Raw genomic sequence first — 25,889 nt, 5'->3', positions numbered from 1 at the left:
ATTGGATAGAAAACTTCGTAAACGAATTATTGGTGCAGTTGTATTAGCCGCATTTCTGGTTATTTTAGTACCGGAATGGCTTGATGGCGCAGGCCATAAATCACGTTACAGCAATAAGATAGACATCCCGGATAAACCGCAATTTAAGCCTATTTCCGATTATATGGAGAGTACTGACTCTGCATTAACGATTAACAAGCGTATAAAGTCAGAAGAATCGACGGTGCATGCCTGGGCATTACAACTCGGTAGCTTTTCGAAGGAGGCAAATGCTAAAGTCATGCGAGACAGGCTCAGAGCAAAAGGTTATGCGAGTTATGTTGATGTGCTGAAAAAACCAGATCGTAGTGTTTACAGGGTAAGAATTGGACCGGAACTCGACAAACAGCAGCTTGAAAAACTTAAAGCTGAGTTAGTCAAAAAAGAGAAATTATCCGGGATGCTGGTGCAGCACCCGTGATGATAATTACTCAACTTGGTATTATTATGGTTTTGAATTCAGGAATGATGGAATGACCCTTGTAGATTTTGGAATAGTGACCATCATTGCAGTATTACTTGTGCTTGGGCTGGTCTGGGGCTTTGTGAAAATAGCCATTGCTTTAGGCACCTGGTTAGCAGCAAGTACTATATCTTTTAGTTTTGCACCTAATCTGGCGGCATCGATGCTGACATCTATCGATTCGCCCCCCATGAGGCTGGCTGCAGCAATGGGAATATTATTTGTTCTAACTATTATGGTTGGAGCGGTTGTCAGTTTTCTGGTACGACAGTTTGTTAGTAAAACCGGTTTAAGTGGTCTTGATCGGGTGCTTGGACTGGTTATAGGTGGTTCGTTAGGACTGCTTATTGTTATTGCGCTGGTTTTTATAGCGGGTTTAACAAATGCGCCCAGTTATGACTGGTGGCAGTCATCGTTGTTGATTGAAAGGTTTGAAACTCTGGCAATGTCGTTGCAGGCTTATTTACCTGATGATGTTGCAAAGTACTTCTCTTATTAAGGATAACGTCTGTAATTGTTTATGTTATGGAAATGTCCTGATGTTTATTTTCTGCTCTAATTTTTAGCATTTTTGCTGTTGAGGTTTTTATGTGCGGTATAGTCGGTATTTTTAGCCGAAGTCCTGTTAATCAGTTGTTATATGATGCGTTAATCATATTGCAGCACCGTGGGCAGGATGCTGCTGGCATTGTAACCAGTGAAGGGAATAAATTTCATTTACGTAAAAGTAATGGACTGGTAAGTGATGTTTTTAATTCGGATAGCATGGTTCAGTTAGCCGGTAATATGGGTATAGGTCATGTGCGTTATCCGACTGCTGGTTGTTCATCTGCAGCAGAATCTCAGCCATTTTATGTGAACTCTCCATATGGTATTGCCATGGCGCATAATGGTAATCTGACAAATGCAGAAACGTTAAAAGCACAGTTATATAAAGACGATATGCGCCATATTAATACCGAATCTGATTCTGAGATTTTGTTAAATATTTTTGCTCATGAGCTGCAGGCGTTAAATAAATTACAGGTTACGTCGAAAGAAATATTTAAAGCTATTACGGCAGTACATCAACGTTGTCTTGGCGGTTATGCGGTTGTTGCCACGATTGTTGGTAAAGGTATTCTGGCGTTCAGAGATCCTAATGGTATTCGTCCGGTATGTTATGGAAAACGTGAAACAGAGTCAGGCACTGAATATATGGTCGCTTCCGAGAGTGTGGCATTACATGCGCTTGGTTTTGAGCTGGTGCGTGATCTGTTGCCGGGTGAAGCGATTTATATTGATATAGAGGGTAACTTGTTTAACCAGCAATGCGCTGAGAATCCGAAAAGTACACCCTGTATATTTGAATATGTGTATTTTGCCCGTCCGGATTCTATTATTGATGATATTTCGGTTTATAAAGCACGTTTACGCATGGGTACAACACTGGTTCAAAAAATATTACGTGAAAGACCCAAGCATGATATTGATGTTGTTATTCCAATTCCTGATACAAGCAGGACTTCTGCACTGGATGTGGCTTATCATCTGGGCGTTAAGTATCGAGAAGGTTTTATTAAAAATAGATATATTGGCCGTACATTTATTATGCCCGGACAAACACAACGTAAAAAATCGGTGCGTCAGAAACTTAATGCAATAGATCTTGAGTTTAAAGATAAAAATGTTCTGTTAGTCGATGATTCAATTGTGCGTGGAACGACTTCAAAACAAATTATTCAAATGGCCAGAGATGCGGGTGCAAAAAATGTATATATGGCATCGGCAGCGCCCCCGGTAAGGCATCCAAATGTTTACGGTATTGATATGCCTTCACCAAAAGAGTTTGTGGCTGATGGTCGCGATATTGATGCAATAACTAAAGAAATAGGTGCAGACTGGTTAATCTATCAGGATCTTGATGATTTAATTCATGCTGTTAAACAGGGTAATGAAAAGATTGATAACTTTGATAGCTCATGTTTTAACGGTGAGTATGTTACAGGTGATATAGACCAGGCTTATCTGCAGCACCTTGAAGATATGCGTTCTGATGCTGCTAAGGCTAAACGTGAGCATGCAGATAATCTGGCTGGAATTGACTTATACAGCAACCAATAACATTTCAGCCTGAGGTGATTCAGGTTAAATTATTTTTTATGGATTATAAAATTTTTCAGCAAAAATTACGGTGTATTTTTTTATTAATGGTCTTACCGCTGTCTTTGTTCTCAGTGGTGGCTGTCGCTAATGATACAGAAATACAAACGATAAATAGTGATAAAAAATTGTTTGAGAAAGCCGTAAGTCTTTACTCTCAACAGCAATGGGTTCAGGCTGAAACCATTTATCGTGATTTATTAAAACGTAATCAACAGTGGCCTGAGCCCGGCAATAATCTGGCTATTTTATTGCTTAAAACCGGTCGTATTGATGAAGCGAAAAAAATACTTGAACAAGCGGTAAGTGGTTCTCCTGGTTATCGTGTTACTCAAAATAATAGATCTCAGTTATATAATTATCTGGCTACACAGGCTTATGATAAAGCGTTAGGGTCTGAACAACGAATTGATATGCCTGAACTTGAGCTTATTCAGGAAATTTATCAACCTGTAATAATTGTTGAAAAAATTATAGAAAAGCCAGTTGAAAGAATTATTGTAAAAGAAGTAATAGTTGAAAAAACTCAGCCTGAAATTCAAATTGAATCAGCGCCGCAGCAAACTGAACAGGGAAGTATAAATAATCATATTAAGCGGCAACTATCTGTCTGGTCTCAGGCATGGTCAATGGGTGATTTTAAGTCATATATACAGTCTTATTCTAATGATTTTTTGCCTTCAGATGCACGAAAATCCTATGCAGAGTGGAAGAATATTCGTCGTGCACGCCTCAAGTTTACCAAAGGCGTGAATATACAAATTGAAAAGTTAAGAGTATTTATTGAGCCGAATGATGAGTATGTGCTTGTTGAGTTTATGCAGAATTATCGCTCTGAAACATATAGTGACAGGGTTCTGAAGCAGATGTATATGCATAAACTGCAGGATAACTGGTTGATTCTGTCTGAAAGAACTATTAAAAAGTACTAGAATTTAAGTTGATGAAATTTGTTTCTATTATAATTGCTGTGTTTTATTCGGTGATATTGTTTGCCGCAGATCCCCATCCTGAGGATCGTCTACTTGATGCTGTCCGTGATATACAGTCTTCTAATTTGATTAGTGCCGAATCAAAGCTTGAATTACTCGTGTCTGAGGTGCCAGATTTTAAGCTGGCACAACTGGTTTATGCTGATGTTTTAATGTCTAGAGTAAAAGGCGTTAATAATCTAGGGTCAGAAATAAAAGATAGCCCTGAAAAATCTTTATTATTAACGGAAATAAAAAACCGTTACCAGGCAGATAAGGATAACGGTGTAAAGAGTCGTATCCCATCTGTATTGGCGAAGCTTGATTCATTCTATCGTCATGCAATTGTTGTTGATTTAAGTAAATCTCGTTTGTATTTGTTTGATAATTCTCAGTCGTTACCAGTATTGATCGATGATTTTTTTGTTTCTATGGGGCGTAGTGGTGCGGGTAAGGTTTTAGAAGGTGATTTAAAAACGCCATTAGGGGTATATTTTATTCAATCATATATCGCACCAGATCAACTTGCAGATAAATATGGTGCCGGTGCCTATCCTATTAATTACCCTAATGCATGGGATCGTTTAAATGGTAAAACCGGGCACGGCATCTGGTTGCACGGCACGCGTAGTGGTACATATAATCGCCCGCCTTTAGCATCTGAAGGTTGTGTTGTTTTACCAAATAATGACCTGCTTGATTTAGGTATGCATATTGATTTAAAGAGTACCCCTGTTTTAATTGGTGAAAATATACAGTGGTTAATCAGTGAGCAATGGCAGTCACATAAAAATGAAATTAGTCTGGTACATGAGCAGTGGATATCAGACTGGGAAAGTATGAATGTTGATGATTATTTAAATCATTATTCGGGTCGTTTTACGAATGGGAAAAAAGATTTTAATCACTGGTCAGACCATAAACGTAGAATTGCGAAGCATAAAACTTTTGTGAATGTTGAATTATCTAATGTCAGTTTACTTAAGCATCCAAATGAAGATGTTATGGTGGCTACATTCCTGCAAACTTATGCCAGTGATAATTTTTCCAGTCAGAGCTGGAAACGTCAGTACTGGAATAAAGAAAATGATGGTCAGTGGCGTATTGTTTTCGAAGATGAAATATCTGCGCCTGTTGCACCGCAGTTGGCTATTAATGACAAGCTGCTAAAAAGAAAATAAATTATAACCTGTGGGTATGATTTGTTGAGATAGTTTTTTTAGTAGAGTAGATAGTAAATATCTAACTACTTGATGATTACATTGTGTTCAGCATGCCTTTGTGGCAATTCCTGAGTTTTTTGTTTTTGTGGAATATTCTTTTTTAACCATCTAATCATATCAACCCAGATTCGTCCCACTTCCTTGTCGCTTGGCATAATGCCCGCGTAAGGCAATTCAATCGTAACAACGGGTATTTCCTGTTGTAACCCGGCATAATTACCTAATGAGCCAGGATAGGTTCCGAGTAATTTTAGATAAAGCGGTCCAAGACGGGATGGTGGTTTCGTTGGCCCGTCATAATCCACAATTCCATAAGGTGCATGCACAGCCACAATGGCATCGGGTTTAAATTGTTTAATAAGCTCAACTATCCACTGTGTTTCAGGTTCACTTGTAGGCATTGGGCCGGGGTAGCGCCTCGGGTCGCTATAAGCTCGCTTTTTCCAGTATTCAAGACTGGCATCCGGCTTACCATTGTTTGGAAAATTTCGATTTAGATCAACCCCATTGGCATTTATACGTTGTGATTTTTTCTGTAATAAACCGTCAGGGTTAACTAGCGGGGCGACTTTCCAGTGAAACAGTCCGCTATGATACTTATCCAGAATATGCATCCATTTAAACATAATGGTTACGGATGAGTATTCGTCACCATGAATGCCACCAAGCATTAGTATTTTTGCCTGTGGTTCTCTTTTATTTAATAGGGGAGGGTATTCTTTAATTAGAAGGCTGTTATTTTTAGCTGATTGATGCACGGATGAAGATAAGTTTAACTTCAGGCATTCATTAAATGTAACACTGGATAGTTTTTTTCCGATATTGAGGCAGGAGCTATTTACCTGCTGTTGTTGCTCAAAGGTATTGAAATTCAGGTTTTGGCTATATGCAGGTATAGCGAATAATAAAAGAAGTGTAATCTGGTAAAGGCGTGTTAGCATAGAAAATCGGTCGTTTTTATCAGTTACTAAAAATATGTCACAACTTAATTATATAATTGTAAATATAGATCAGCAGCGTTTGCTTTGCATTGATCGTAATGGAAAACAGTTCATTGATTACCCCGTGTCAACTTCAGTTTCTGGTTCAGGTAGTCAGGATGGTAGTTTTAAAACACCATTAGGTAGGCATAGTATTGCACAGAAAATAGGTGATGGTTGCCCTATTAATGAAGTATTTGTAGGTAGAAAACCTTTAGGTGTGCTGGATGAACTGCTTGCTGCAGGTGAAACTCTGCCAGAGGATATAATTACGAGCCGAATACTCTGGTTGAAAGGAGAGGAACCAGGCCTGAATGTAGGCGATGGAATTGATAGCTATAAACGCTATATTTATATTCATGGTACCTCAGATGAAGATAAAATTGGCATGCCTGCATCTCATGGGTGCGTGCGCATGTTTAATAAAGATGTGATTGAATTATTTAACCTTGTAGATGAAGGTTGCACAGTGTTAATACAGGAAAAAGATAATGAGTGATTTTGAGCAATTAGAAGCTGAATGGGCTTTTGCAACTCAGGCGGTACGAGCAGGTCAAACTCGTACTCAGGAGCAGGAACATAGTGAGCCTATTTTTCCTACATCGAGTTTTGTTTTTTCTTCAGCTGCTGAAGCAGCAGCTCGATTTTCTGGAGAGCAGCCGGGAAATATATATTCACGTTTTACTAATCCGACGGTAAGAACATTTGAACAGCGTCTTGCTCGAATGGAGGGTGCGGAATGTTGTGTCGCAACCGCATCAGGAATGTCTGCGATACTTGCAACCTGTCTGGGTATTTTGAAAACAGGTGACCACATTGTTTCATCCAGAAGTATTTTTGGTACGACAACCGTATTGTTTACCAACTTTATGGCTAAATTAGGAATTGAAACGACGTTTGTTGAATTATCAGATCTTGCTGCATGGGAAAATGCAATTGAGAAAAATACGCGTTTATTATTTCTGGAAACACCTTCTAACCCGTTAACTGAGCTGGTTGATATTAAAGCACTGGCTGAAATTTCACGTAAACACGACTGCCTGTTGGCGGTTGATAATTGTCTGGCTACGCCAGCATTGCAACAGCCTATCAGTCTGGGTGCAGATATCGTGATTCATTCGGCGACAAAATACATCGATGGGCAGGGGCGTTGTATGGGTGGAGCTGTTTTGGGCACTGAAAGTATTGTTGGTACGGATGTATATGCATTTTTGCGTAGTGCCGGACCGACAATGAGTGCATTCAATGCATGGGTATTTTTAAAAGGTCTGGAAACACTTGATCTTCGTATGAAAGCGCATAGTGCTGGTGCGATGGAGCTTGCCCGGTGGTTAGAGCAGCAACCTCAGGTTGCTAGAGTTTATTATCCGGGGCTGGAGTCTCACCCTCAGCATGAGCTGGCAAAATCACAGCAAAAAGGCTTTGGTGGTTTGTTATCATTTGAGCTTAAGGGCGGTAAAGATGATGGGTGGAAGTTAGTCGATGCGACACAAATTTGCTCAATTACGGCAAATTTAGGTGATACAAAAACAACAATCACACACCCTGCAACTACTACCCATGGACGATTAACACCAGAGCAACGTCAGGAGTCAGGAATCGCAGATGGTTTGATTCGTATAGCAGTTGGTCTGGAAGATATTGAAGATATAAAGAAAGATCTGGCGCGAGGCATGTAATTAAGTGCTATTACATAATGTATCAAGCATAAATCAGGGATTAAAGTTGTGTCAGATTTAGGCAGTCTTATTATTGCAGAGCGTAAAACTCCGTTATTGCTTGTGATTGATGACGATATAGTGGTTCGTTCAATGTTAATGAAAGCCTTGCAAAAACAGGGTTTCGATACCATAGAAGCACCCAATGGTGCGGAGGGTGTTGAGTTGTTTCGTCAGCACCGTCCTGATCTGGTTTTACTTGATGTATTAATGCCGGTAATGAATGGTTTTGAAACCTGTCAGGAAATGAGATCTTTAGATCCTGATCGAACTGTGCCAATTATTATGCTAACTGGATTAGATGATGTGGCATCGGTTGATAAATCATTTGATGCAGGGGCTACTGATTTTATATCTAAACCTATTAACTGGAGTTTGTTTTCTCAGCGGGTTCGTTATGCACTAAAGTCCCGCGAAATGGATTTTGAATTACGCAAAAATAGACACCGTGTGGTACATGCTTTAAAAGTTGCAATGTTAGGTTACTGGGACTGGGATCTGGAGACAGGTGAAATTTCATTCCCACCCGGTGTGTTGGAAATGCTGGGTATAGATCGTAGTAAAGGCATCACATTAAATGATTTAATAAATTATGTGCCAGAAGAAGATCGTGATCGGGTAGTGCATGCTTTTGAAGATGCCCGCAAGCAGGGAACCCGGTTTGTTTTAGAACACCGTTTGCAGGGACTCGATAATAAAGAAAGGTATGTGTATCAACAGTGTGATGTCATTATGGGAGATGACAAAAAACCCCGTTATGTATTAGGTACCATACAGGATATTACCGCACTGAAACGCGCTGAAGATATGATACTACATCAGGCGTATCATGATTTACTTACTGATCTTCCTAATCAGACTCTTTTCAAAGAACGCTTAACTCATGCCATTAAAGTGGCTGAACATGCAGGTCATCAGGTGGCAGTGGTTCTGATGGATATAGATCGTTTCCAGTTGATTAATGACAGTTTGGGTCATGATATAGGTAATGAATTGCTCGTTGCGTTTGCCGGCTTCCTAAGTTGTTTTGTAAATGAAGGTGATACTGTAGCCCGAATCAGTGGAAATGAATTTGCATTATTGCTTGAAAGCTCGTCCTCTACTGATGAAATTACACAGATGCTTAGCCGTTTAAATCAAACATTAAAAGATAATAGCTTTGATCTTGGAGATCAGAAAGTCATTGTTTCATTAAGTTTAGGTGTTGCACTGTATCCAGATGATGAAGTAGATGCGGGTGAACTGATTCATTGTGCAACTGCTGCAATGCGTAAAGCCAAAGCTCTGGGTGGTGATCAGGAACATTTTTATACCAACGATATGAATCGCCGTGTGGATGACCGTTTGCGTATGGAAACAGATTTGCGAAGTGCGCTAGAAAATAATGAACTTGAGTTATTTTATCAGCCGCAGGTTGATTCAAGTACACGTAAAATTATTGCCTCTGAAGCGTTGGTTCGCTGGCGACATGATGAGCATGGTTTAGTGCCACCCATTCGTTTTATTCCTCTCGCAGAAGAAACAGGTTTAATACAGCCTTTAGGTCATTATGTCCTGGAGCAGGCAATTAAACAAACCAGGGAATGGAATCAGCAGGGGCATGATTTAAGTGTTGGAATTAACCTGTCTGCGAGGCAGTTTATGCAGGTAGATTTAGTTGATCAAATTAAAGAGCTAATTCAACAATATGAAATAAAACCAGAAAATATAGATTTAGAAATAACGGAAACCATAGCAATGCAGGATGCGGATAATAGCATTAACAAGATGCACCGTTTGAAAGAGCTGGGTGTTAAATTATCAATGGATGATTTTGGTACTGGTTATTCTTCTCTAAGTTATCTGCATCAGTTCCCGCTTGATGTTTTAAAAATTGATCGTTCATTTGTAAAAGATATTGCGGGAAATAGCGAAGACGGAGCAATTGCAAGAGCGGTTATTGCTATGGCGCACAGTATGAATCTAAAAGTTATTGCTGAAGGAGTGGAGACTGAAGAGCAGTATAAATTTTTAAGAGATCATGAGTGTGAAATTATTCAGGGTTATCTGATTTCAAAACCCGTACCGGCTAAAGAATTTGAAATGCTGTTGTGATTCTGGTCAATATGGCAGTGCGATGAATGTGCTTCACTTAAATTCAAAATCTGCCATCAGTGGCAAATGATCTGATAATCCAGTCCAGTGTTTATCATGCAGTCTCTGGCAATTAATTATTTGTAATCCTCTGCTATAAATTCTATCCATGGGTAACAATGGCATCCAGGCGGGAAAAGTACGCGCGTGTTTACCCCATTCTGATTTGAAAACTTCACTTAAATCAAGTTCTTCGCATAAATATTTTTCTGCACGACCATTCCAGTCATTAAAATCACCCGCAATAATTAAAGGCTCATTATGTGGGATGTTTTCTTCTATGCGCTTAACCAGTTTTATTAACTGGCGTTGTCGTTCAAATGAAAAAAGACCCAGGTGAACGCATATTACGTGTAGTGGAAGCGCTGAGTCAGGGTGGTTGATTGCCCCGTGAAGCAGGCTGCGACTAGCGGATTTCATATAGGCAACATTTATATTTTCGTAATGATTAAACGGGAATTTACTTAAAATGGCATTGCCGTGATGGCCGTCTGCATAGATGGCATTTTTCCCATAAGCATGATGTGGCCAAATTTCGTCAGCAAGAAATTCAAACTGGGAACAATCAGGCCAGTTGTGAATTTCATTTGATCGGGCAGTATGCTCCCCCTGTATTTCCTGTAAAAAAATAATGTCTGCATTAGTTGCCTGTAATGCTGATTTTATTTTGTGCAAAATAAAGCGGCGGTTACCCGGTGTAAATCCTTTGTGAATATTGTATGTTAATATTTTTAGCATTTAATGTGTTAACGACATGATATTAAAGCCAGTAGCGAATTCGCCATATTATTTTCCCTAGAATACGGTAGTACCAGGGTAGATTTACCAGCCTGGATTGAGTTATTTTATCCGATCCTTTAATCAGTTGTATAAATTTATTCTTTAATTTTTCCAGAGTATCTGTTTTGGTTAAAATGATGTCAAGTTCAAGATCATGTAAAAAGCTACGGTGATTAAGGTTTGAACTGCCAACAAAAGCAATATCATCTAGTAAAATTGTTTTTGCATGAATGATGTATTCATTATGTTCGTATATTTCAATTCCAGACTTCAGAAGTTCGGTATAGTAGGTTGTGCTTATTAAGGGGAAAAATACAACATCCGAATGATGCGAGATGATTAGTTTTACATCAGCTCCCTTAGCTCTTGCCTGTTTTAATGCATCTACTATATGTTTGGATGGGGCAAAATATGCGCTTATAATCCAGATTTTTTTATTGCAGGATTGAATGAGCTGAATAAGCTCATTATTTTTATGCTGTCGCCTGATAATGTTATTGTTTGTTCTGAAGGGAAGATGTCTGTTTTCATTGGTGTAGCGGATTTTTCGTTTCCATATTTCATTAAAATTATCTGTAAGTTCAAGTACCGATTCACCAGAAACTTTTACACCGCAGTCCAGCCAGGTTTTATCAGGCAGGTTTTGACTGGTATGGGATGATGATATATTCATGCTTCCGCTCCATGCCACAGTATCATCAATGATATAAAGTTTTCGATGATCTCGCTTATTTATGCGCGAAGATAAATAGAGAAATTTATTAATAAAATTTTTAGTTTTGATGGATTTTTTATATAGAGACAGACGCCATGGTAATGGGTGGAATATTTTTATTTCTATATTTAGGTCAGTTAATTCTGATAGTTGTTGAGTGTTCCAGTTAAGTGAGCCGTAACCATCAATAATAACTCTAATATTAATGCCTCTTTTTGCCGCATCAATTAATGCAGTAATGACTCTTCTGCCCAGATCGTCCTGATAAAAAATATAACATTCGAACTCAATAGAGTGTTTTGCATTATTTAAACTGCTAATAAGGTCGTTAAAGTAATTGTCACCGGTAAAATAAATCTCCTCACTTGACCAGCAGTGTAACTGAGATAGCAGGGTGTTTTGTGTTTCTGAATTTGTTTCCTTCATTTACCTTGTATCTTTCCAGTTTTTAGGAAATTTGCCGGTTAAAATGTATGCAAAAGCAATTACTTCTGCAATGGCTCGGTACAGATTTTCGGGGATTTCATCTCCCAGATTTAAATCAGAAAGTATTTCAACCAGTTCACTGTCGTTTTGCAGAGGAACCCCATGTTGCTTTGCTATTTCTATGATTTTTTCAGCTATAGGGCCAATTCCTCGAGCATTCACTACCGGCGTGTTTTCACCATCAAATTCTAGTGCTACAGCGATAGGCGTAGAGTGTTTCATGCTTTTTCATCCAGTAAATTAACCTGGTTACTGACAAAAGGTTTACTTTCAATCAGATTGTTTTCCACACTTAATTTAACAATATTTAACCCTGTGTTTACTAAGCCTGTTTCGAGTAGAGGTAAAAACTGTTTTATTTTATCTGCAGTTGTTACATATTCAGTATGGAATACACTGGACACCTGATTTCCAGTGAGGTGGATATTTGATTGTACTTTACCCAGTGTTTTAAAGTTAAAACTCAAGGTGACAGACCAGCTTTGTTCTTCCGGGTCAGTTTCTTCATTTTCCTGCTGAATACGAAAGTCTATATCAAACCGTTCGTGACTGTCTTTAAAAACCAGATTGAAAAGTAATAGAACAAGATTATCACCCTCACGACTCATAGGTTGTAGCTGTAGACTTGTTATCTTGCTAATAGACTGTTCAACCTGCTGATTCAAGTCGAGTAACATCAGGCGAAAGTGTAACTGTTCCTGTAATTGTTGGCTTTGATGGTTTCCGTGTTGTTGTAGAGTTACAGTTAATAACTTTGTTAATGATTGAAGTTCATTTGAAACTGATACATCCGGCTTGATCCCTGCCAGCATATTGTTAAGCTGAATAATCGAGGTTTTTGGTAGTAAGGATATTAATTTGTCGGCTAAGCTAGTTAGTTGGCTGTTATTAAAGCTATCTCCTAATTTCTTAATTGATGTCTGTAATTGTTCTAATGGTAGTGTAGATGTTGTTTGCTGGGTAACACCTTCTTTGGCTGGGATGAGTTTCGCCAACTCTGACTTGATTGTCAGAAGTTGATACTTAAAATCATTGACTAAACTACTTCCGCTTGTTTGTTGAAGTAATTTTGATTCCAGAAAAACGCCGCTGTTTAATATTTGTTGCTTTAGCTGTGCAGGGTTAATGTTTTTTGTATTAACTTGTAAAGTCTGTTGCAGGTTGCTGAGTGAATTTTTTAGTGATGCAGGCAGCTGGTCAGTGATAGATCGGCTGGACAATAGTTTATCTGCAAGTTGTTGAACCTGGCTAAAAGTTTGTTGAATGGCAATAAACTGCCTTAGTTTAACCGCTGCTATTTTATTGTTTTCAGATATGGCTGTTTGAGTGTCTAAAATGCTTAATACGGGAAGTTTGCTTATCTGGTTGCTACCCAGGTTACCGTTCTGGAATTCACCTAAGGATTTTATGAGTAATTTAACATCCTGACCATTTTGTAGTGTTACAGGTGTTTTCGCTTCAATCGTTTGCTGGCCAACACGAATTAATACATTGGACTGGGCATCACCCCCTCGTTGCGTTGAGCCATTCAATATCTGTCCGACTTTCCATGTGCGAGTGACATTCGTTATGAGGTCTGTTTTAACGGCTGTACTCTGTTTTATCGGTGGAATATTAATCATAAGTTTTCATGTTAACTATTCAGGTGACAGTTTTTTGGCAAATACCAGATCATTGCTATATCTATCGGCCAATTGGTTGACGAATTTAACTTAAAAAACGTCTTTTCTTTAATTACAGTTTAGTGCTAAAGCATAAAAAATGCATTTCTGATGGAAAATACATAAATATATGTTTTAAGGTTAGAAATTATCTATCTTATTGAAATTTAATGAAATAATACTATGCTTAGGGCAGGCAAGAACCATATCATATAAATATGACCGTACCTCTCGACAGAATCAGATATATTTCAAGTCAATAGCGGCACGGTCTTTGCATTTCTGAACAATAACACAGGGGAAGCTTAATGGCTGACGAAGAAGAAAACACAGAAGCAGGGGAAGGAGAAGCCAAGAAAGGCGGAATGATGAAAGTCATCCTGCTTGTGAATGGCGTGCTGCTGCTTATAGGTATTGGTGTCGGGGTATTTATGTTTATGGGTGGCGAAGATGAGGCCCCCGCTGATGCTTCTGATATGGAAGTGCTGGAAGATGCTGAAGATGTTTCGAGTAGTAAATCTAAAAAAAGAGGCACGCCAATATATGTGCCGCTGCATCCGGCTTTCGTAGTTAACTTTGAAAATCAGGAACAGGTGGCTTTTTTACAGGTTGATATTCAGATTATGACATATGACTCATCTGTTGAATCAGCATTAAAATCCCATATGCCAGCGATAAGAAATGAACTGTTATTGCTATTAGGTGGTAAGCAATACCATGAAATTAATACCCGTGAAGGTAAACGCGCTCTGAGTCAGGAAGCGATTCAGGTTATGCAGGATGTACTTAAGGATGTGGGTGAGGCGAGCTCAATAGAAGCACTGTACTTCACCAGTTTCGTAATGCAATAACGTTAACGACTCAGCTCACCCCTGTGCGACGCCATGCCTTTGTTGGGAAATGGACACTTACATTTGTAAGCTCACATTTTCCGCCTTGTCCTGATACCGCACAGGGGCAACCTGAGTCGTTACCCAAACTGGATTGTTGTTACGCTGTCCAGACAGTTACAAGTAGAACAGTGATAGTTTTAAAAATATTTATTAATTGAAGAAAAAATTATGGCAACTGCAGATGTTTTAAGTCAAGACGAAATCGATGCCCTGTTACACGGGGTAGATGATGGTGATGTCGAAACAGAAGACGAAGACCTTCATGACGGTTCTGCCCGGTCATTTGATTTTAATTCTCAGGAACGAATTGTGCGTGGGCGTTTGCCTACGCTGGAAATGATTAATGAGCGCTTTGCACGTAACTTTCGTGTAAGTATGTTTAATCTGTTACGTCGCCAGGCTGAAATTGCGGTGGGTGGTGTGCAGATGATGAAATTTGCTGAATATGTCCATAGTTTATATGTGCCTACCAGTTTAAATATGATTAAAGTTGACCCGCTTAAAGGTACGGCGCTTTTTGTTATTGATCCCAAACTGGTTTTTATTGTTGTTGATAACTTTTTTGGTGGTGAAGGTCGCTTTTATAACAAAATTGAAGGCCGTGAATTTACCCCCACTGAGCAACGCGTTATAAGTATGTTACTTGATCAGATTTTTACAGATCTGGAAGTTGCCTGGAAACCGATTAAACCTTTAGAATTTAAATATCAGTCATCTGAAGTAAATCCTCATCTGGCGAATATTGTAAGTCCGACAGAAGTTGTCGTTGTCAGCACATTTCGTGTTGATCTTGAAGGTGGTGGTGGGGATTTGCACGTTACATTCCCTTATTCAATGGTTGAACCGATACGTGATCTGCTTGATGCGGGTGTACAGTCAGATGTTTCAGAAATTGATGATCGCTGGCGTCTGTCTTTACGTGATGAAATTTTTGAATCTAAAGTTGAAGTTAGAAGTTTAATGGCGGAAACAGAAATTAACTTATCGGATATTAATGACTTAAAGGTTGGTGATGTTATCCCGTTTGATATGCCTGAGCAGGTGATACTGGAAGCGGAAGATATACCTCTTTTTCGATGCTCGTTAGGTGTATCAAGAGGGAATGCGGCAGTAAAAATAAATGAACGAGTTACTCGTCCCGCGTTAAATTTTATTAATGAAGCAGATGAATAGTTGAGAGTTAAGCCATGAGTGATGAAGAAAATACAGAAGAAGATCCATGGGCAGATGCTCTAAATGAGCAGGCGGAATCTGAAGCAGCGGATGCAGCCAGTTCGGCCAGTTTTGATGAGCTGACTGATTCAAGTATGCCGGGCTCTGATGTGAATCTTGATGTAGTGCTGGATATACCGGTTAATTTATCGATGGAAATTGGTCGTACCAAAATCAGTATCCGAAATTTACTACAGCTTAATCAGGGTTCAGTTGTTGAGCTGGAGCGTTTGGCCGGTGAGCCGATGGATGTTCTGGTAAATGGAACTTTAATAGCCCGGGGTGAGGTTGTAGTTGTAAACGAAAAGTTTGGTATTCGTTTAACAGATATTATTAGCCCTGCAGAACGCGTGAAAAAACTGAAATAATAAAATACTATTATTCAGTTAAATAATTTATTTCCTCGATTTAGAAAAAAATATTTCGAGAATCAAGAGACCTGAGTAGCTTTAAAATACTTTATTTTTTGCACATGTATTCGGAAATGAAAAAGTTTTTATGTTTTTATTAGAAATAGTCAACTTTAAATATCATGTTTTATCTAATTGCTTAAAAGTATGTGCTGTTATGTTTTTAAGTTCTGTTTCTATTGAAACCTTTGCAAAAACAGAAGATATAATTAAGCCCGCTTCAGTTGATGCTTTTTCAATGATGGGTGCATTGAATATGGCGATGGGATTAGTGGTTGTCATTGCGCTTATTTTAGGTCTGGCATGGGTATTGAAAAAATATGGTCGGTTACCTAATCATAATCAGGTTGATATGAAAGTGCTCGGTGGTTTGTCGCTGGGTACCAGAGAAAAAGCAATTTTAATCGAGGTTGAAAACAAACGCCTTCTTATAGGTGTTACTCCCGGGCATATTCAAACTCTACATGTGCTGGACGGCTCTTTGGATGATCTTAAAAATGAAAAGTCATCACAAACGGATTCGTTCGGTTCTAAACTTGAAGAAGTGATGGAAGGCCAGAAGTGAAAATTTCTGGAATTTACTTTTCCAGTGTGAATCTAATAAAAATTACGCTGTTTGGTTTTTTATTATTTATGTCTGCGGGTGTTTTAGCTGAGCCCACTTTACCTGCTTTAATTGTTCAGGATAATGCATCCGGTGGTAAAGACTATTCTGTTTCTTTGCAGGTATTAGTGTTTATGACAGTGCTGTCGGTATTACCGGCACTGCTGTTGGCGATGACATCGTTTACCCGGATTATTATTGTGCTGTCTATATTACGACAGGCACTGGGTACAGCACAGACACCTTCTAATCAGATATTAATCGGTCTGTCTCTATTTTTAAGTTTTTTTATCATGTCACCTGTTTTTACCCAGGCCTATGAGAATGCGTACCAGCCTTATATTGCTGAACAAATTAGTGCAGATGAGGCAATTGAAAAACTTAAAGCCCCCTTTCATAAGTTTATGATTCAGCAGACTCGAGAATCTGATTTGCAATTGTTTGCAAATCTGGCGGGTGATGATGCTTATGATGGTCCTGAATCAGTTCCTTTTTCTGTTTTAATGCCTGCATTTTTAACGTCAGAATTAAAAACAGCATTCCAGATTGGTTTTATGTTGTTTATTCCTTTTCTTATTATTGATCTGGTTGTTGCCAGCGTATTAATGGCTATGGGTATGATGATGTTATCTCCACTGATAATTTCACTACCATTTAAGTTAATGTTGTTTGTGCTGGTTGATGGCTGGTCGTTGGTAATGGGGACACTGGCCGCAAGCTTTATTGTTACCTGATAAACTTATGCTTCTGATTATTTCTAAAGAACGTCTCTTGTAATGAATAAAGTTCGTATGTACCGAACCCGGTCATGTCCTTATTGCCGGCGTGCTGAAAAATTATTAAAAAAGCATGGTGTCAAAAAAATGCATGTGATTGATGTTGCGGGAAATAAAAAGCTCTGGGCTGCGATGGAAAAAGAAACCCGGCGTAATACCGTGCCACAGATATTTATTGGTGATGTTCATGTGGGTGGTTATGACGATCTGGCTGCACTGGATAGAAAAGGCAAACTGGATAAGTTGTTAAAATCGTAAAACTCCCGGGTCTTAAATATTCGCGTTGGTGGACAGTGTTTGGGGGCGGAGTCAAAATACAGTAAAATGTGATGTAACTGGTCCATCTGATGTGTGTTTTGACTCGACCCCTGTCTGACCCTGAGTGCTATAACCCATAGCTTATGGGATATAGACCCAAACAGCTATAATCAATACTATACTCCGTTAACTCCAAATCTTGAGGAATCCACGTGGATTTTTTTCCTATATTCTTTGATATCAAACAGAAACCCTGCCTGGTTATTGGCGGTGGTGAAGTGGCTGCACGTAAAGTGTCGTTGCTGTTAAAAGCCCATTCCACCGTAACCGTCGTCTCTCCAAAATTATCTCGAGAGCTGGCTGACTGGCATGAAGAGGGTAAATTAACCCATATAGCCCGTGATTTTGAAGATGCAGATATTGATCAACCGGTGCTGGTTATCGCAGCAACAGATAACCGTGATGTAAACAAACGTGCATCTGAGCTGGCTCAGGCTCGTGGTATTCCGGTAAATGTGGTGGATGATCCAGCGCTTTGCTCATTTATAACACCTTCTATTGTTGATCGCTCACCCGTGCAGATTGCTATTTCCACTGGTGGTGCTTCTCCTGTTCTGGCGCGAATGATACGAACTAAGCTGGAAGGTTGTATTCCAGCAGCATACGGTCGTTTAGGTGCGCTGGTTTCTGATTTTAGAGAAAAAGTTAAAGCAAAATTTACCAATGTCGACCAACGTCGTGCCTTCTGGGAGTCAGTGCTGGATAGTACAGTTGCAGACCGAGTATACAGTGGTCACGAAGATGAGGCGGCTGAGGCATTACAGCAGGCGATTGATGCAGCTGATTCGAATCCAAAATTTAAAGGTGAAGTTTATCTGGTTGGTGCCGGTCCTGGTGATCCCGACCTGTTAACGTTTAGAGCGTTACGTTTAATGCAGTCATGTGATGTGATGGTTTATGATCGTCTGGTTTCACCGGCTATTCGTGAACTGGTGCGTCGTGATGCAGAATTAATTTACGTGGGTAAAGCCCGTGATAAACATACTATGCAGCAGGAAAATATTAATGAACTGCTGGTGCGTTTAGCGAAAGAAGGTAAACGTGTATTACGTCTTAAAGGTGGGGATCCTTTTATCTTTGGGCGCGGTGGTGAAGAGATTGAATTGCTGGCTCAGGAAGGTATTCCATTTCAGGTGGTTCCGGGTATTACCGCTGCAGCAGGTTGTGCATCTTATGCGGGTATTCCATTAACGCATCGTGATTATTCTCAGGCCTGTGTATTTGTTACCGGTCATTTGAAAGATGGCACGGTAGATTTAAACTGGCCTGCACTGGCTCAACCAAATCAAACAGTGGTTTTCTATATGGGGCTGCATGGTGCACCAACACTTTGTAAAGAAATGATTGGTCACGGTTTACCACCTTCAACTCCAGTGGCATTAGTGCAAAAGGGGACAACACCTGATCAGAAAACAGTTATTGCAACACTGGATACGCTGGAAGAAACGCTTAGAACGCATACTTTTGAGCCGCCCACTTTAATCATTGTAGGTGAGGTTGTATCACTTAAAGAAAAACTTGACTGGTTTAACCCTGAAGATCCGCAAGGTCAGGCAGTTAAAGCAGGCAGGTGGTAAGTATTATGTCCTTTGACGTTAATCAGATGCCTGGTTCATCAGAAAAAAAAGTTGATGAATCTGAGGCGAAAGCAGCCGGACTAAAAAGATTTAAGTACTGGTTTGCTGGAGTTGTGCTGGTCTGTTTAAGTGTGATAGTCGGTGCAGCGATTTTTTATTATCTGTTAAATGATCTTGGTTATAAAATTTAAGAGTGAGGTCAATTATTTTTTTGCCTCACTCTTAGGTTGATTAAATATTTTTGATTTTTTCTAATACGTTTGCAGCATGTCCCTCAGCTGAAACACCATATTCTACATCGATTAAATTGCCTTCTTTATTGATAATAAATGTTGAGCGGACAATTCCCATTTTTTTAATACCATTCTTTTCTTTTTCCTGCCACACACCATATGCTTCACATAACTCACCTGAAGTATCAGCTAATAAGTCTATTTTTAAATTAAATTTATTAATGAAAGCCTGGTGGCTGTTGCAGTCATCTTTGCTAACACCAAAGATAATTGTGTCTGCTTTATTAAATTCATCGGCTAATTCAGTAAACTGATTAGCTTCAATCGTGCAGCCCGGTGTATCGTCTTTAGGGTAAAAATAAAGCACGATATTTTTTTTATTATTAAAGTCAGACAGACTTACGGGTTCGTTATTCTGGTTAGTGCTTGTAAGGTTGGGGGCACTTGAGTTGGTTTGTAGCATTTATTTCTCCATATTGGTCCGGGGTTTTTAATTATTATAAAAGTATTGTGGCAGGTAGTAGTGTTACAAATTGTAAGGTGAGATTGATAAATAGCTATTATTTAAATGCAAATAATTCTCATTATTGCGAAAACCCATTAGTCAAATCTAATATTGTTTGATTAATATCAAAAAAACTTATCCGCATTAATTTTTTCTATTCGTATATCGGAAACTTCGATTTAAAACGCACTGATTTTCCTAGAGATATTCCTTATAAAGGAGTATCTTTACAACCCTGAAAATAGTCTACGACTGTGTAATGTAAAAGTCGTGGCATTAAAAAGAATTTTAAACGTAATATCAGGGCTTTATTTATTGAGTGCTTTATAGGTTATTACGTAAACAAGTTTTAAATTAATCTTATCCGCTTCGGAGGAATATCAATGACGGATGTAGTCGCAACTAATGAGACTATCCTGGTAGTAGGTGGCGGTGTAAGTGGTATGACCACTGCACTGGAAGCTGCTGAAGCTGGCAAGCAAGTAATACTTGTGGAAAAGCGTGCTTATGTGGGTGGTCGTATCACTCAACTTTATAAGTATTTCCCAAAACTTTGCTTCCCAACTTGTGGCCTGGAAATTAACCAGCGCCGTACCAAGATGAACCCTAACATCACTATCTTAACTATGTCAGAAGTTGAAACATTGACAGGTGAAGAAGGTAACTACACGGCGACTGTGAAAATCAGCCCTCGCTATGTTAACGATAAGTGCACATCATGTGGCGCTTGTGGTGAAGCAGTAGAATCTGAATTTGATGATGAATATAACTATGGTTTAAGCAAGCACAAAGGTGCTTACCTGCCACATCGCATGGCATTGCCAGAGCGTTATGTTATTGATCCTGCGATGATCGGAACTGATGATGCTGAAAAAGCAAAAGCAGCTTGCCCGGTTGATGCTATTGATTTAGATATGGCTGAAGAAACGGTTGAGCTTAAAGTTGGTGCGGTTGTATACGCAACGGGTTGGCGTCCATTTGATGCGAACAAGATCCAGCCTTATGGTTATGATCGTTATAAGAACGTAATTACTTCTGTTGAATTTGAACGTATGAATGATCCAACCGGCCCTACCGGTGGAAAAATCTTACGTCCATCTGATGGCGCTGAAGTTAAAGATATTGCTTTTATCCAGTGTGCCGGTTCACGTGACCGTAACTACCTGAAGCATTGTTCGCGTATTTGCTGCATGGCAAGTTTGAAGCAAACAACCTATGCAACAGCGGCTGAAGCTAAATCAACTATCTACTACATTGATATTCGTGCGATTGACCGTTTTGAAGATTTCTATAAAAACGTTCAGGCTGATGAAAATGTAACATTCATTAAATCTAAAGTAGCTAATATTACTTTAGGCGAGAATGACAACCCAACTCTGCAAGGTGTTGATACTGAAGGTTATAACCGTTATGCAACAGAGCATGAACTGGTTGTACTTGCTGTAGGTATGGAGCCAAGCATTGATACTTCTACATTACCAGGTGATGTAAGTGTTAATGAGCATGGTTATATAGAAAACGATGGCACCAACGGCGGAATCTTCGCTGCGGGTTGTGCTTCTGATGCGCTAGACGTGAACCGTGCGGTTCAAAGTGCAACAGCTTGTGCGTTAAAAGCTATTCAGGTTGTTAACCGCGTTGCAGGATCGGAGGGCTAAACAGTGGCAGACGAATTATTAATGGGTGCCTATATTTGTAAAGGCTGTGGCATTGGCGATCGTTTAGATTGTGGCCAGCTTGAGCAGACGGCAACACGTGATGGCAAGGCAAAATATGCTAAGTCACATGACTTCTTATGTAGCGCTGAAGGCGTTGCAATGATTCAGGCGGATATTGATTCCGGCGAAACCAATCACGTTATTATCGGTGCATGTTCGCGTCGTGCGAAGGTTGAAGCCTTTGCATTCCAGAACGTATCGGTTGCACGTGCTAACTTACGTGAAGGTGTTATCTGGGTTCGTCCTGATAATGACGAAGCGAATGAAACGACACAGGAAATGGCAGACGATTATATTCGTATGGCCTGTGCTGAATCTAAGTTCCAGAAATTACCGACTCGTTCTGGTGAGCAGGAACTGAATAAAAATATTCTTGTAGTCGGTGGTGGTATTTCCGGCATGACTGCAGCAATCGAAGCAGCTGATGCGGGTTATCCAGCAGTGATTGTTGAAAAATCTGCCGAGCTTGGTGGTGTGATGGGGCAGTTACACAAACGTGTAGCAACAACTTCGCCTTATGCTGAGCCAGAAGATACAACGGTTGCTGATTTAATCGCGAAAATTGAAGCTGCTTCAAACATTACAGTTCACCTGAACTCAACGGTTACTAAAACAGCCGGTGCACCAGGTCGATTTGATGTAGATATTTCTACTGAAAGCGGTGCAACTTCAAATGTAGCTATTGGTGCAATTGTTCAGGCTTCTGGTATGAAGCAGTTCGATGCAAACAAGCTTACAGAATTTGCTTATGACAAATCTGAAAATGTTATTACGCAACTTGAATTAGAAGCATTAGCTAAAGAAGCTAACGGCGGACCAATCAAGCGCAAAGACGGCAAAGAAGTTTCAAGCGTTGTATTCGTACAATGTGCTGGTCAGCGTAGTGATAAAGAAGGTTACTTACCTTACTGTTCTGGTTTCTGCTGTACAGCATCTATCAAACAGGCAATGTACTTTAAAGATGCAAACCCGGATGTAGATACGGTTATTATGTATGACGATCTACGTACTCCTGGTGCTGGCGGTGAAGATTTTTACCGTGCAGGTCAGAAGAAAGGCGTTATCTTTACTAAGTCTACAGTAAGCACAATCGAAGCAAGCGGTAATGATTTAACGATCAACTTTAAGGATATGATCCTTAATGATGATACGTCAATGCCAGCTGATCTAGTTGTGCTTGCTACGGGTCAGGAGCCAAATTCTGGTCCTCATCCATATGCATTACAGGAAGCTAAGGAAGCCGCTGAAAAAGCGGGTGAAGAGATTCCAATGGAAATCGAAGTAACGGTAGATTCAATTCTTAACCTTGATTACCGTCAGGGTACAGATTTACCGCATCTTAAGCACGGTTTCACTGATTCACATTTCATCTGTTTCCCATATGAAACTCGTCGTACAGGTATCTACTCTGCTGGCCCCGTTCGCCGTCCAATGGACAGCTTACAGTCAACAATCGATGCAACTGGCGCGGCAATGAAAGCCATTCAGGAAGTGGAAAATGCAGCCAAAGGTGCAGCAGCTCATCCACGTTCTGGTGACTTAAGTTTCCCAAGTTTCCGAATTGAAGGTTGTACACAATGTAAACGTTGTACGGTTGAATGCCCATTTGGCGCAATCAACGAAGATGAGAAAGGTTTCCCATCTTATAATGAATCACGTTGTCGTCGTTGTGGTACTTGTATGGGTGCATGTCCTGTACGTGTTATCTCTTTCGAGAACTACTCGGTTGATACAGTTGGCCAGCAAATCAAGAATGTTGATATGCCGGACGAGTTTGACGAAAAACCTCGTATCTTAGTGCTTGCTTGTGAAAACGATGCATATCCAGCACTAGATATGGCTGCACAAAACAAACTGGAATACAGCGCGTTTACGCGTGTAGTACCAGTTCGTTGTTTAGGTTCGGTTAACACTATCTGGTTAACAGATGCGCTTAACTCAGGTTATGACGGTATTATCCTGATGGGTTGTCAGAAGGGTGATGATTATCAGTGTCACTTTGTGAAGGGCTCTGAAATTGCACATATCCGTATGAGCAAAATTGCAGATACACTGGAAACACTGAATCTAGAAAAAGAACGTGTAGCAACTTATGAAGTCGCTATTACTGATGTAACTCGTACGACTGAACTGATTAATGACATGGCGAAAACCATTGAAGAAATCGGCATGAGTCCATTCAAGTTCTAAGGGGAGATAATTATGAGTGATAATAACCAGATGGTTGAAAAGTATCGCAATAACTTCCTTAAAGAAGTTGAAGCGAATGTAGAAGAAGGTGACTGGGTTAAAATGTGTATGCAGTGCGGTGTTTGTGCCGGCTCATGCCCAATGGGTCCTTACTGGGATCACCCGCCACAGGAATTATTCATGATGATACGCGCGGGCAAGCGTGAAGAAGTTTTATCATCTGAATCTATGTGGATGTGTACCTCTTGTTATAACTGTATCGCACGTTGTCCACGTGAGTTACCGATTACACACATCATGCACGGCTTAGCGCATTACGCTAAGCGTTTAGGTATTGCACCTAAAAATCAGGCAACATTACGTTTCTCTCAGAAGTTCTGGGATAACTTAATGGTTAACGGTCGTGTTAATGAGCTGAAATTAGGTATCGCACTGTATTTCCTTGATGGTTTTGTTCAGGGCATTAAAAATGCACTAGCAGCATCAGGTTTAGGTTTAGGTATGTTAAAAGCTAAACGTTTAAACCCGATGGAAATTCTGGGTGGTCATAGTGTTAAAGATAAGTCTGGCCTTAAAGCCATGATTAAGAAAGCGCAGGAAATTGAAGAAGCGCGCATTTCTGGTAACTCATAGGAGCATATGTAATGTCCAAAGAATATTCATTTTACCCGGGCTGCTCTTCACAGAAAGGCACGTCAGGTTCAAACCTGCAAACCTCGATTAATTCGATTTGCGATACGCTAGATATCAAACTGAATGACATTCCAGACTGGAACTGCTGTTCAGCATCTATCGGTTACTCAGGTGGTGGTGAGCTTCCTCGTTTAGCATTATCTGCACGTAATATTGCACTATCTGAGCAGAATAATCCTGGTCAGGAAATTGTAGCAACCTGTGCAGCTTGCTGGTTAGCAACACGTGAAGCAAAAGAGCGTATCGAAGATAACGAAGAGATTCGTGAAGGTACTGAAACTGCACTGAAAGAAGCACACCTGGAGCTTTCTAAAGAAATGCCTAAGGTTCGTCACTTCACAGAAGTACTAGTTGAAGATATCGGTTTCGATGCAATGAAAGAGAAAGTGGTCAAGCCGCTTGAAGGTCTTAAAATTGCAGGTTACGTAGGTTGCCAGACTAACCGTCCATTCGGTATTGATGGCGAGTCTTTCGAAAACCCTAAGTATCTGGATAACATGGTTGAAGCAATGGGTGCAGAAGCCTGTACTACATATGAAAAGAAAGTTTCATGTTGTGGTGGTGCGTTAGCATTCTCAGAGCCTAAAAAATCACAGGCACTGGTTAAAGGTATTATCGAAGCAGCATATGATAATGGTGCTGACATGATTGTAACGCCTTGCCCGGTATGTCAGTTAAATGTAGAAGCGTATCAGAATGATATTAATGCCGATTACGGTACTAAATTTAATATCCCTGTTACTTATTACTCTACATTAATGGCTGTTGCTTATGGTAAGTCAGCTTCAGAAGCTGGTTTAGATGGATTAATGATTCAGTCTAAACAGTTGAATGATATTGCTGCTAAATAAGCTTAATCATTATTAGTGTTAAAAAAGCCCGACATTTGTCGGGCTTTTTTTTGTCTAAAAAATAGAGTTATAAGTCGTTAGTCGTAAAAATAAAAGGTAACCTTAATGAAGCGTATTGAGCAGTTACAATATATTTCTAAAGAGCATCATCAATCTTTGGTACTGGCAAGTAAATGCAAAAAAATAATAACTAAGGAGACTGAAGAAGTTGTAAGGAATTTTAGTCGTCAACTTAAATTAGACTTTGATGTTAAGTGGTTCAGACATTTTAGAATAGAAGAAAAAACAATATTTAGTGTAGCTGAAAAAAAAGGTAAAGAAATTTCAGATTTATGCCAGCAGTTACAGAAAGAACATAAAGTTCTGGAAAAGATGGTGGAAGAAATTTCAGGTGGAAACTATCAAATGTTACCTGAGTTTGGGCAGTTGTTGCATGATCATACTCGATTAGAAGAAAGGCAATTGTTTCCGCTTGTGGAACAGTTATTTACAGGTGAAGAACTTAATAATATATTGCAGGAAAGTGAAAGCTAAATATAGGTGTAGTATTGCGAAAATAACTCCAGACGAAAAATCGTCTGGAGTATTATGCGTTAAT

27 protein-coding genes are annotated in these 25,889 nt (G+C 39.6%); 21 read left to right on the top strand and 6 right to left on the bottom strand.

All coding sequences use genetic code 11. The annotated features are described in order from the left end of the window. Position 1: 1 nt before the first annotated feature. From DIZ80_05100 to DIZ80_05080, 5 genes are all read left to right on the top strand, one after another. Entirely contained in the window at positions 2 to 460 is a 459-nt protein-coding gene (locus DIZ80_05100) for a hypothetical protein (protein RDH84843.1), read from the top strand. Between the two features lie 52 nt (positions 461 to 512). Next, entirely contained in the window at positions 513 to 1,001 is a 489-nt protein-coding gene (locus DIZ80_05095) for a colicin V production CvpA (protein ID RDH84842.1), read from the top strand. Positions 1,002 to 1,090: 89 nt separating this feature from the next. Beyond that, positions 1,091 to 2,605, top strand: a complete 1,515-nt coding sequence (locus DIZ80_05090) for an amidophosphoribosyltransferase (protein RDH84841.1) — start codon at positions 1,091 to 1,093, stop codon at positions 2,603 to 2,605. Between the two features lie 38 nt (positions 2,606 to 2,643). Further along, the gene (locus DIZ80_05085; protein RDH84840.1) at positions 2,644 to 3,576 is read left to right on the top strand and encodes a hypothetical protein; all 933 of its coding nucleotides are present in this window, start codon (positions 2,644 to 2,646) and stop codon (positions 3,574 to 3,576) included. Positions 3,577 to 3,587: 11 nt separating this feature from the next. After that, entirely contained in the window at positions 3,588 to 4,796 is a 1,209-nt protein-coding gene (locus DIZ80_05080) for a hypothetical protein (GenBank protein RDH84839.1), read from the top strand. Between the two features lie 65 nt (positions 4,797 to 4,861). Here the strand turns inward: DIZ80_05080 and DIZ80_05075 are convergent, their stop codons facing one another. Next, positions 4,862 to 5,779 carry a peptidase M14 gene (locus DIZ80_05075; GenBank protein ID RDH84838.1) on the bottom strand — a complete coding sequence of 306 codons (918 nt, stop codon included), beginning with the start codon at positions 5,777 to 5,779 and terminating at the stop codon, positions 4,862 to 4,864. Positions 5,780 to 5,813: 34 nt separating this feature from the next. Between DIZ80_05075 and DIZ80_05070 the strand changes: the two genes are divergently transcribed. Genes DIZ80_05070 through DIZ80_05060 form a run of 3 tightly spaced genes read left to right on the top strand, consistent with a single transcriptional unit; the run spans position 5,814 to position 9,630 of the window. Beyond that, a complete protein-coding gene (locus DIZ80_05070; GenBank protein ID RDH84837.1) occupies positions 5,814 to 6,317 on the top strand; it encodes a hypothetical protein in 504 nt (167 codons plus the stop codon). After that, on the top strand, positions 6,310 to 7,497 hold the full coding sequence (locus tag DIZ80_05065; GenBank protein RDH84836.1) for an O-succinylhomoserine sulfhydrylase: 1,188 nt from the start codon (positions 6,310 to 6,312) through the stop codon (positions 7,495 to 7,497). The genes DIZ80_05070 and DIZ80_05065 overlap by 8 nt, the downstream gene beginning before the upstream one ends. Positions 7,498 to 7,545: 48 nt before the next feature. Further along, positions 7,546 to 9,630, top strand: a complete 2,085-nt coding sequence (locus DIZ80_05060; GenBank protein RDH84835.1) for a diguanylate cyclase — start codon at positions 7,546 to 7,548, stop codon at positions 9,628 to 9,630. A 33-nt stretch (positions 9,631 to 9,663) separates the two neighbouring features. On the opposite strand, the gene DIZ80_05055 is transcribed toward DIZ80_05060, so the two are convergent. From DIZ80_05055 to DIZ80_05040, 4 genes are read right to left on the bottom strand one after another with little or no spacing between them, the layout of a single operon-like run. Continuing rightward, positions 9,664 to 10,407: a hypothetical protein gene (locus DIZ80_05055; protein ID RDH84834.1), complete on the bottom strand. Its 744-nt coding sequence runs from the start codon at positions 10,405 to 10,407 to the stop codon at positions 9,664 to 9,666. A gap of 22 nt (positions 10,408 to 10,429) precedes the next feature. Continuing rightward, entirely contained in the window at positions 10,430 to 11,590 is a 1,161-nt protein-coding gene (locus DIZ80_05050) for a hypothetical protein (GenBank protein ID RDH84833.1), read from the bottom strand. Next, entirely contained in the window at positions 11,591 to 11,872 is a 282-nt protein-coding gene (locus tag DIZ80_05045; protein ID RDH84832.1) for a flagellar protein FhlB, read from the bottom strand. Next, positions 11,869 to 13,272, bottom strand: coding sequence for a hypothetical protein (locus tag DIZ80_05040; GenBank protein ID RDH84831.1), 1,404 nt, complete (start codon positions 13,270 to 13,272; stop codon positions 11,869 to 11,871). Before DIZ80_05040 ends, DIZ80_05045 begins: the two co-directional genes overlap by 4 nt. 347 nt (positions 13,273 to 13,619) lie before the next feature. Here DIZ80_05040 and DIZ80_05035 point away from each other — a divergent pair, with 347 nt between their 5' ends. From DIZ80_05035 to DIZ80_05000, 8 genes are all read left to right on the top strand, one after another. Then, on the top strand, positions 13,620 to 14,162 hold the full coding sequence (locus tag DIZ80_05035; protein RDH84830.1) for a flagellar basal body protein FliL: 543 nt from the start codon (positions 13,620 to 13,622) through the stop codon (positions 14,160 to 14,162). Positions 14,163 to 14,372: 210 nt separating this feature from the next. Beyond that, complete coding sequence (locus DIZ80_05030; GenBank protein ID RDH84829.1) at positions 14,373 to 15,377, top strand: flagellar motor switch protein FliM; 1,005 nt, start codon at positions 14,373 to 14,375, stop codon at positions 15,375 to 15,377. Between the two features lie 14 nt (positions 15,378 to 15,391). After that, on the top strand, positions 15,392 to 15,784 hold the full coding sequence (locus tag DIZ80_05025; protein ID RDH84828.1) for a flagellar motor switch protein FliN: 393 nt from the start codon (positions 15,392 to 15,394) through the stop codon (positions 15,782 to 15,784). A gap of 199 nt (positions 15,785 to 15,983) precedes the next feature. Continuing rightward, entirely contained in the window at positions 15,984 to 16,391 is a 408-nt protein-coding gene (gene fliO, locus DIZ80_05020; GenBank protein RDH85044.1) for a flagellar biosynthetic protein FliO, read from the top strand. A gap of 68 nt (positions 16,392 to 16,459) precedes the next feature. Next, on the top strand, positions 16,460 to 17,164 hold the full coding sequence (gene fliP, locus DIZ80_05015) for a flagellar biosynthetic protein FliP (GenBank protein ID RDH85043.1): 705 nt from the start codon (positions 16,460 to 16,462) through the stop codon (positions 17,162 to 17,164). 42 nt (positions 17,165 to 17,206) lie between these two features. Further along, the gene (grxC, locus tag DIZ80_05010; GenBank protein ID RDH84827.1) at positions 17,207 to 17,464 is read left to right on the top strand and encodes a glutaredoxin 3; all 258 of its coding nucleotides are present in this window, start codon (positions 17,207 to 17,209) and stop codon (positions 17,462 to 17,464) included. Between the two features lie 212 nt (positions 17,465 to 17,676). Then, positions 17,677 to 19,101 (top strand): uroporphyrinogen-III C-methyltransferase, encoded by a 1,425-nt coding sequence (gene cobA, locus DIZ80_05005; protein RDH84826.1) that lies wholly within the window; start codon positions 17,677 to 17,679, stop codon positions 19,099 to 19,101. A 5-nt stretch (positions 19,102 to 19,106) separates the two neighbouring features. After that, complete coding sequence (locus DIZ80_05000) at positions 19,107 to 19,292, top strand: hypothetical protein (GenBank protein ID RDH84825.1); 186 nt, start codon at positions 19,107 to 19,109, stop codon at positions 19,290 to 19,292. A 40-nt stretch (positions 19,293 to 19,332) separates the two neighbouring features. On the opposite strand, the gene DIZ80_04995 is transcribed toward DIZ80_05000, so the two are convergent. Beyond that, the gene (locus DIZ80_04995; protein ID RDH84824.1) at positions 19,333 to 19,797 is read right to left on the bottom strand and encodes a peroxiredoxin; all 465 of its coding nucleotides are present in this window, start codon (positions 19,795 to 19,797) and stop codon (positions 19,333 to 19,335) included. A 425-nt stretch (positions 19,798 to 20,222) separates the two neighbouring features. Here DIZ80_04995 and DIZ80_04990 point away from each other — a divergent pair, with 425 nt between their 5' ends. From DIZ80_04990 to DIZ80_04970, 5 genes are all read left to right on the top strand, one after another. After that, positions 20,223 to 21,497: a heterodisulfide reductase subunit A gene (locus tag DIZ80_04990; protein RDH84823.1), complete on the top strand. Its 1,275-nt coding sequence runs from the start codon at positions 20,223 to 20,225 to the stop codon at positions 21,495 to 21,497. 3 nt (positions 21,498 to 21,500) lie between these two features. After that, complete coding sequence (locus tag DIZ80_04985; protein RDH84822.1) at positions 21,501 to 23,747, top strand: heterodisulfide reductase; 2,247 nt, start codon at positions 21,501 to 21,503, stop codon at positions 23,745 to 23,747. Positions 23,748 to 23,759: 12 nt separating this feature from the next. After that, positions 23,760 to 24,380: a heterodisulfide reductase gene (locus DIZ80_04980; protein ID RDH84821.1), complete on the top strand. Its 621-nt coding sequence runs from the start codon at positions 23,760 to 23,762 to the stop codon at positions 24,378 to 24,380. A gap of 11 nt (positions 24,381 to 24,391) precedes the next feature. After that, positions 24,392 to 25,291: a heterodisulfide reductase gene (locus tag DIZ80_04975; GenBank protein RDH84820.1), complete on the top strand. Its 900-nt coding sequence runs from the start codon at positions 24,392 to 24,394 to the stop codon at positions 25,289 to 25,291. A 105-nt stretch (positions 25,292 to 25,396) separates the two neighbouring features. Next, positions 25,397 to 25,825 carry a hypothetical protein gene (locus tag DIZ80_04970; GenBank protein RDH84819.1) on the top strand — a complete coding sequence of 143 codons (429 nt, stop codon included), beginning with the start codon at positions 25,397 to 25,399 and terminating at the stop codon, positions 25,823 to 25,825. The last annotated feature ends 64 nt before the right edge of the window (positions 25,826 to 25,889 follow it).

The organism is endosymbiont of Galathealinum brachiosum, assembly GCA_003349885.1.
Taxonomy (GTDB): domain Bacteria; phylum Pseudomonadota; class Gammaproteobacteria; order SZUA-229; family SZUA-229; genus SZUA-229.
The sequence above is the reverse complement of the archived record's forward strand: the minus strand, read 5'-3'. Positions and strand labels throughout refer to the sequence as shown.

Excerpts from the sequence above, each read along its gene's own strand:
- DIZ80_05040 (RDH84831.1), bottom strand. The coding sequence starts at position 13,272 with ATGATTAATATTCCACCGATAAAACAGAGTACAGCCGTTAAAACAGAC.
- DIZ80_04970 (RDH84819.1), top strand. The coding sequence starts at position 25,397 with ATGAAGCGTATTGAGCAGTTACAATATATTTCTAAAGAGCATCATCAA.
- DIZ80_05025 (RDH84828.1), top strand. The coding sequence starts at position 15,392 with ATGAGTGATGAAGAAAATACAGAAGAAGATCCATGGGCAGATGCTCTA.
- DIZ80_04980 (RDH84821.1), top strand. The coding sequence starts at position 23,760 with ATGAGTGATAATAACCAGATGGTTGAAAAGTATCGCAATAACTTCCTT.
- fliP (RDH85043.1), top strand. The coding sequence starts at position 16,460 with ATGTCTGCGGGTGTTTTAGCTGAGCCCACTTTACCTGCTTTAATTGTT.
- DIZ80_05050 (RDH84833.1), bottom strand. The coding sequence starts at position 11,590 with ATGAAGGAAACAAATTCAGAAACACAAAACACCCTGCTATCTCAGTTA.
- DIZ80_05035 (RDH84830.1), top strand. The coding sequence starts at position 13,620 with ATGGCTGACGAAGAAGAAAACACAGAAGCAGGGGAAGGAGAAGCCAAG.
- DIZ80_05000 (RDH84825.1), top strand. The coding sequence starts at position 19,107 with ATGTCCTTTGACGTTAATCAGATGCCTGGTTCATCAGAAAAAAAAGTT.
- DIZ80_05045 (RDH84832.1), bottom strand. The coding sequence starts at position 11,872 with ATGAAACACTCTACGCCTATCGCTGTAGCACTAGAATTTGATGGTGAA.
- DIZ80_05080 (RDH84839.1), top strand. The coding sequence starts at position 3,588 with ATGAAATTTGTTTCTATTATAATTGCTGTGTTTTATTCGGTGATATTG.
- grxC (RDH84827.1), top strand. The coding sequence starts at position 17,207 with ATGAATAAAGTTCGTATGTACCGAACCCGGTCATGTCCTTATTGCCGG.
- DIZ80_04990 (RDH84823.1), top strand. The coding sequence starts at position 20,223 with ATGACGGATGTAGTCGCAACTAATGAGACTATCCTGGTAGTAGGTGGC.
- DIZ80_04975 (RDH84820.1), top strand. The coding sequence starts at position 24,392 with ATGTCCAAAGAATATTCATTTTACCCGGGCTGCTCTTCACAGAAAGGC.
- DIZ80_05070 (RDH84837.1), top strand. The coding sequence starts at position 5,814 with ATGTCACAACTTAATTATATAATTGTAAATATAGATCAGCAGCGTTTG.
- DIZ80_05055 (RDH84834.1), bottom strand. The coding sequence starts at position 10,407 with ATGCTAAAAATATTAACATACAATATTCACAAAGGATTTACACCGGGT.
- DIZ80_05075 (RDH84838.1), bottom strand. The coding sequence starts at position 5,779 with ATGCTAACACGCCTTTACCAGATTACACTTCTTTTATTATTCGCTATA.
- DIZ80_05095 (RDH84842.1), top strand. The coding sequence starts at position 513 with ATGACCCTTGTAGATTTTGGAATAGTGACCATCATTGCAGTATTACTT.
- fliO (RDH85044.1), top strand. The coding sequence starts at position 15,984 with ATGTTTTTAAGTTCTGTTTCTATTGAAACCTTTGCAAAAACAGAAGAT.
- DIZ80_05085 (RDH84840.1), top strand. The coding sequence starts at position 2,644 with ATGGATTATAAAATTTTTCAGCAAAAATTACGGTGTATTTTTTTATTA.
- DIZ80_04995 (RDH84824.1), bottom strand. The coding sequence starts at position 19,797 with ATGCTACAAACCAACTCAAGTGCCCCCAACCTTACAAGCACTAACCAG.
- DIZ80_05065 (RDH84836.1), top strand. The coding sequence starts at position 6,310 with ATGAGTGATTTTGAGCAATTAGAAGCTGAATGGGCTTTTGCAACTCAG.
- DIZ80_05090 (RDH84841.1), top strand. The coding sequence starts at position 1,091 with ATGTGCGGTATAGTCGGTATTTTTAGCCGAAGTCCTGTTAATCAGTTG.
- DIZ80_05030 (RDH84829.1), top strand. The coding sequence starts at position 14,373 with ATGGCAACTGCAGATGTTTTAAGTCAAGACGAAATCGATGCCCTGTTA.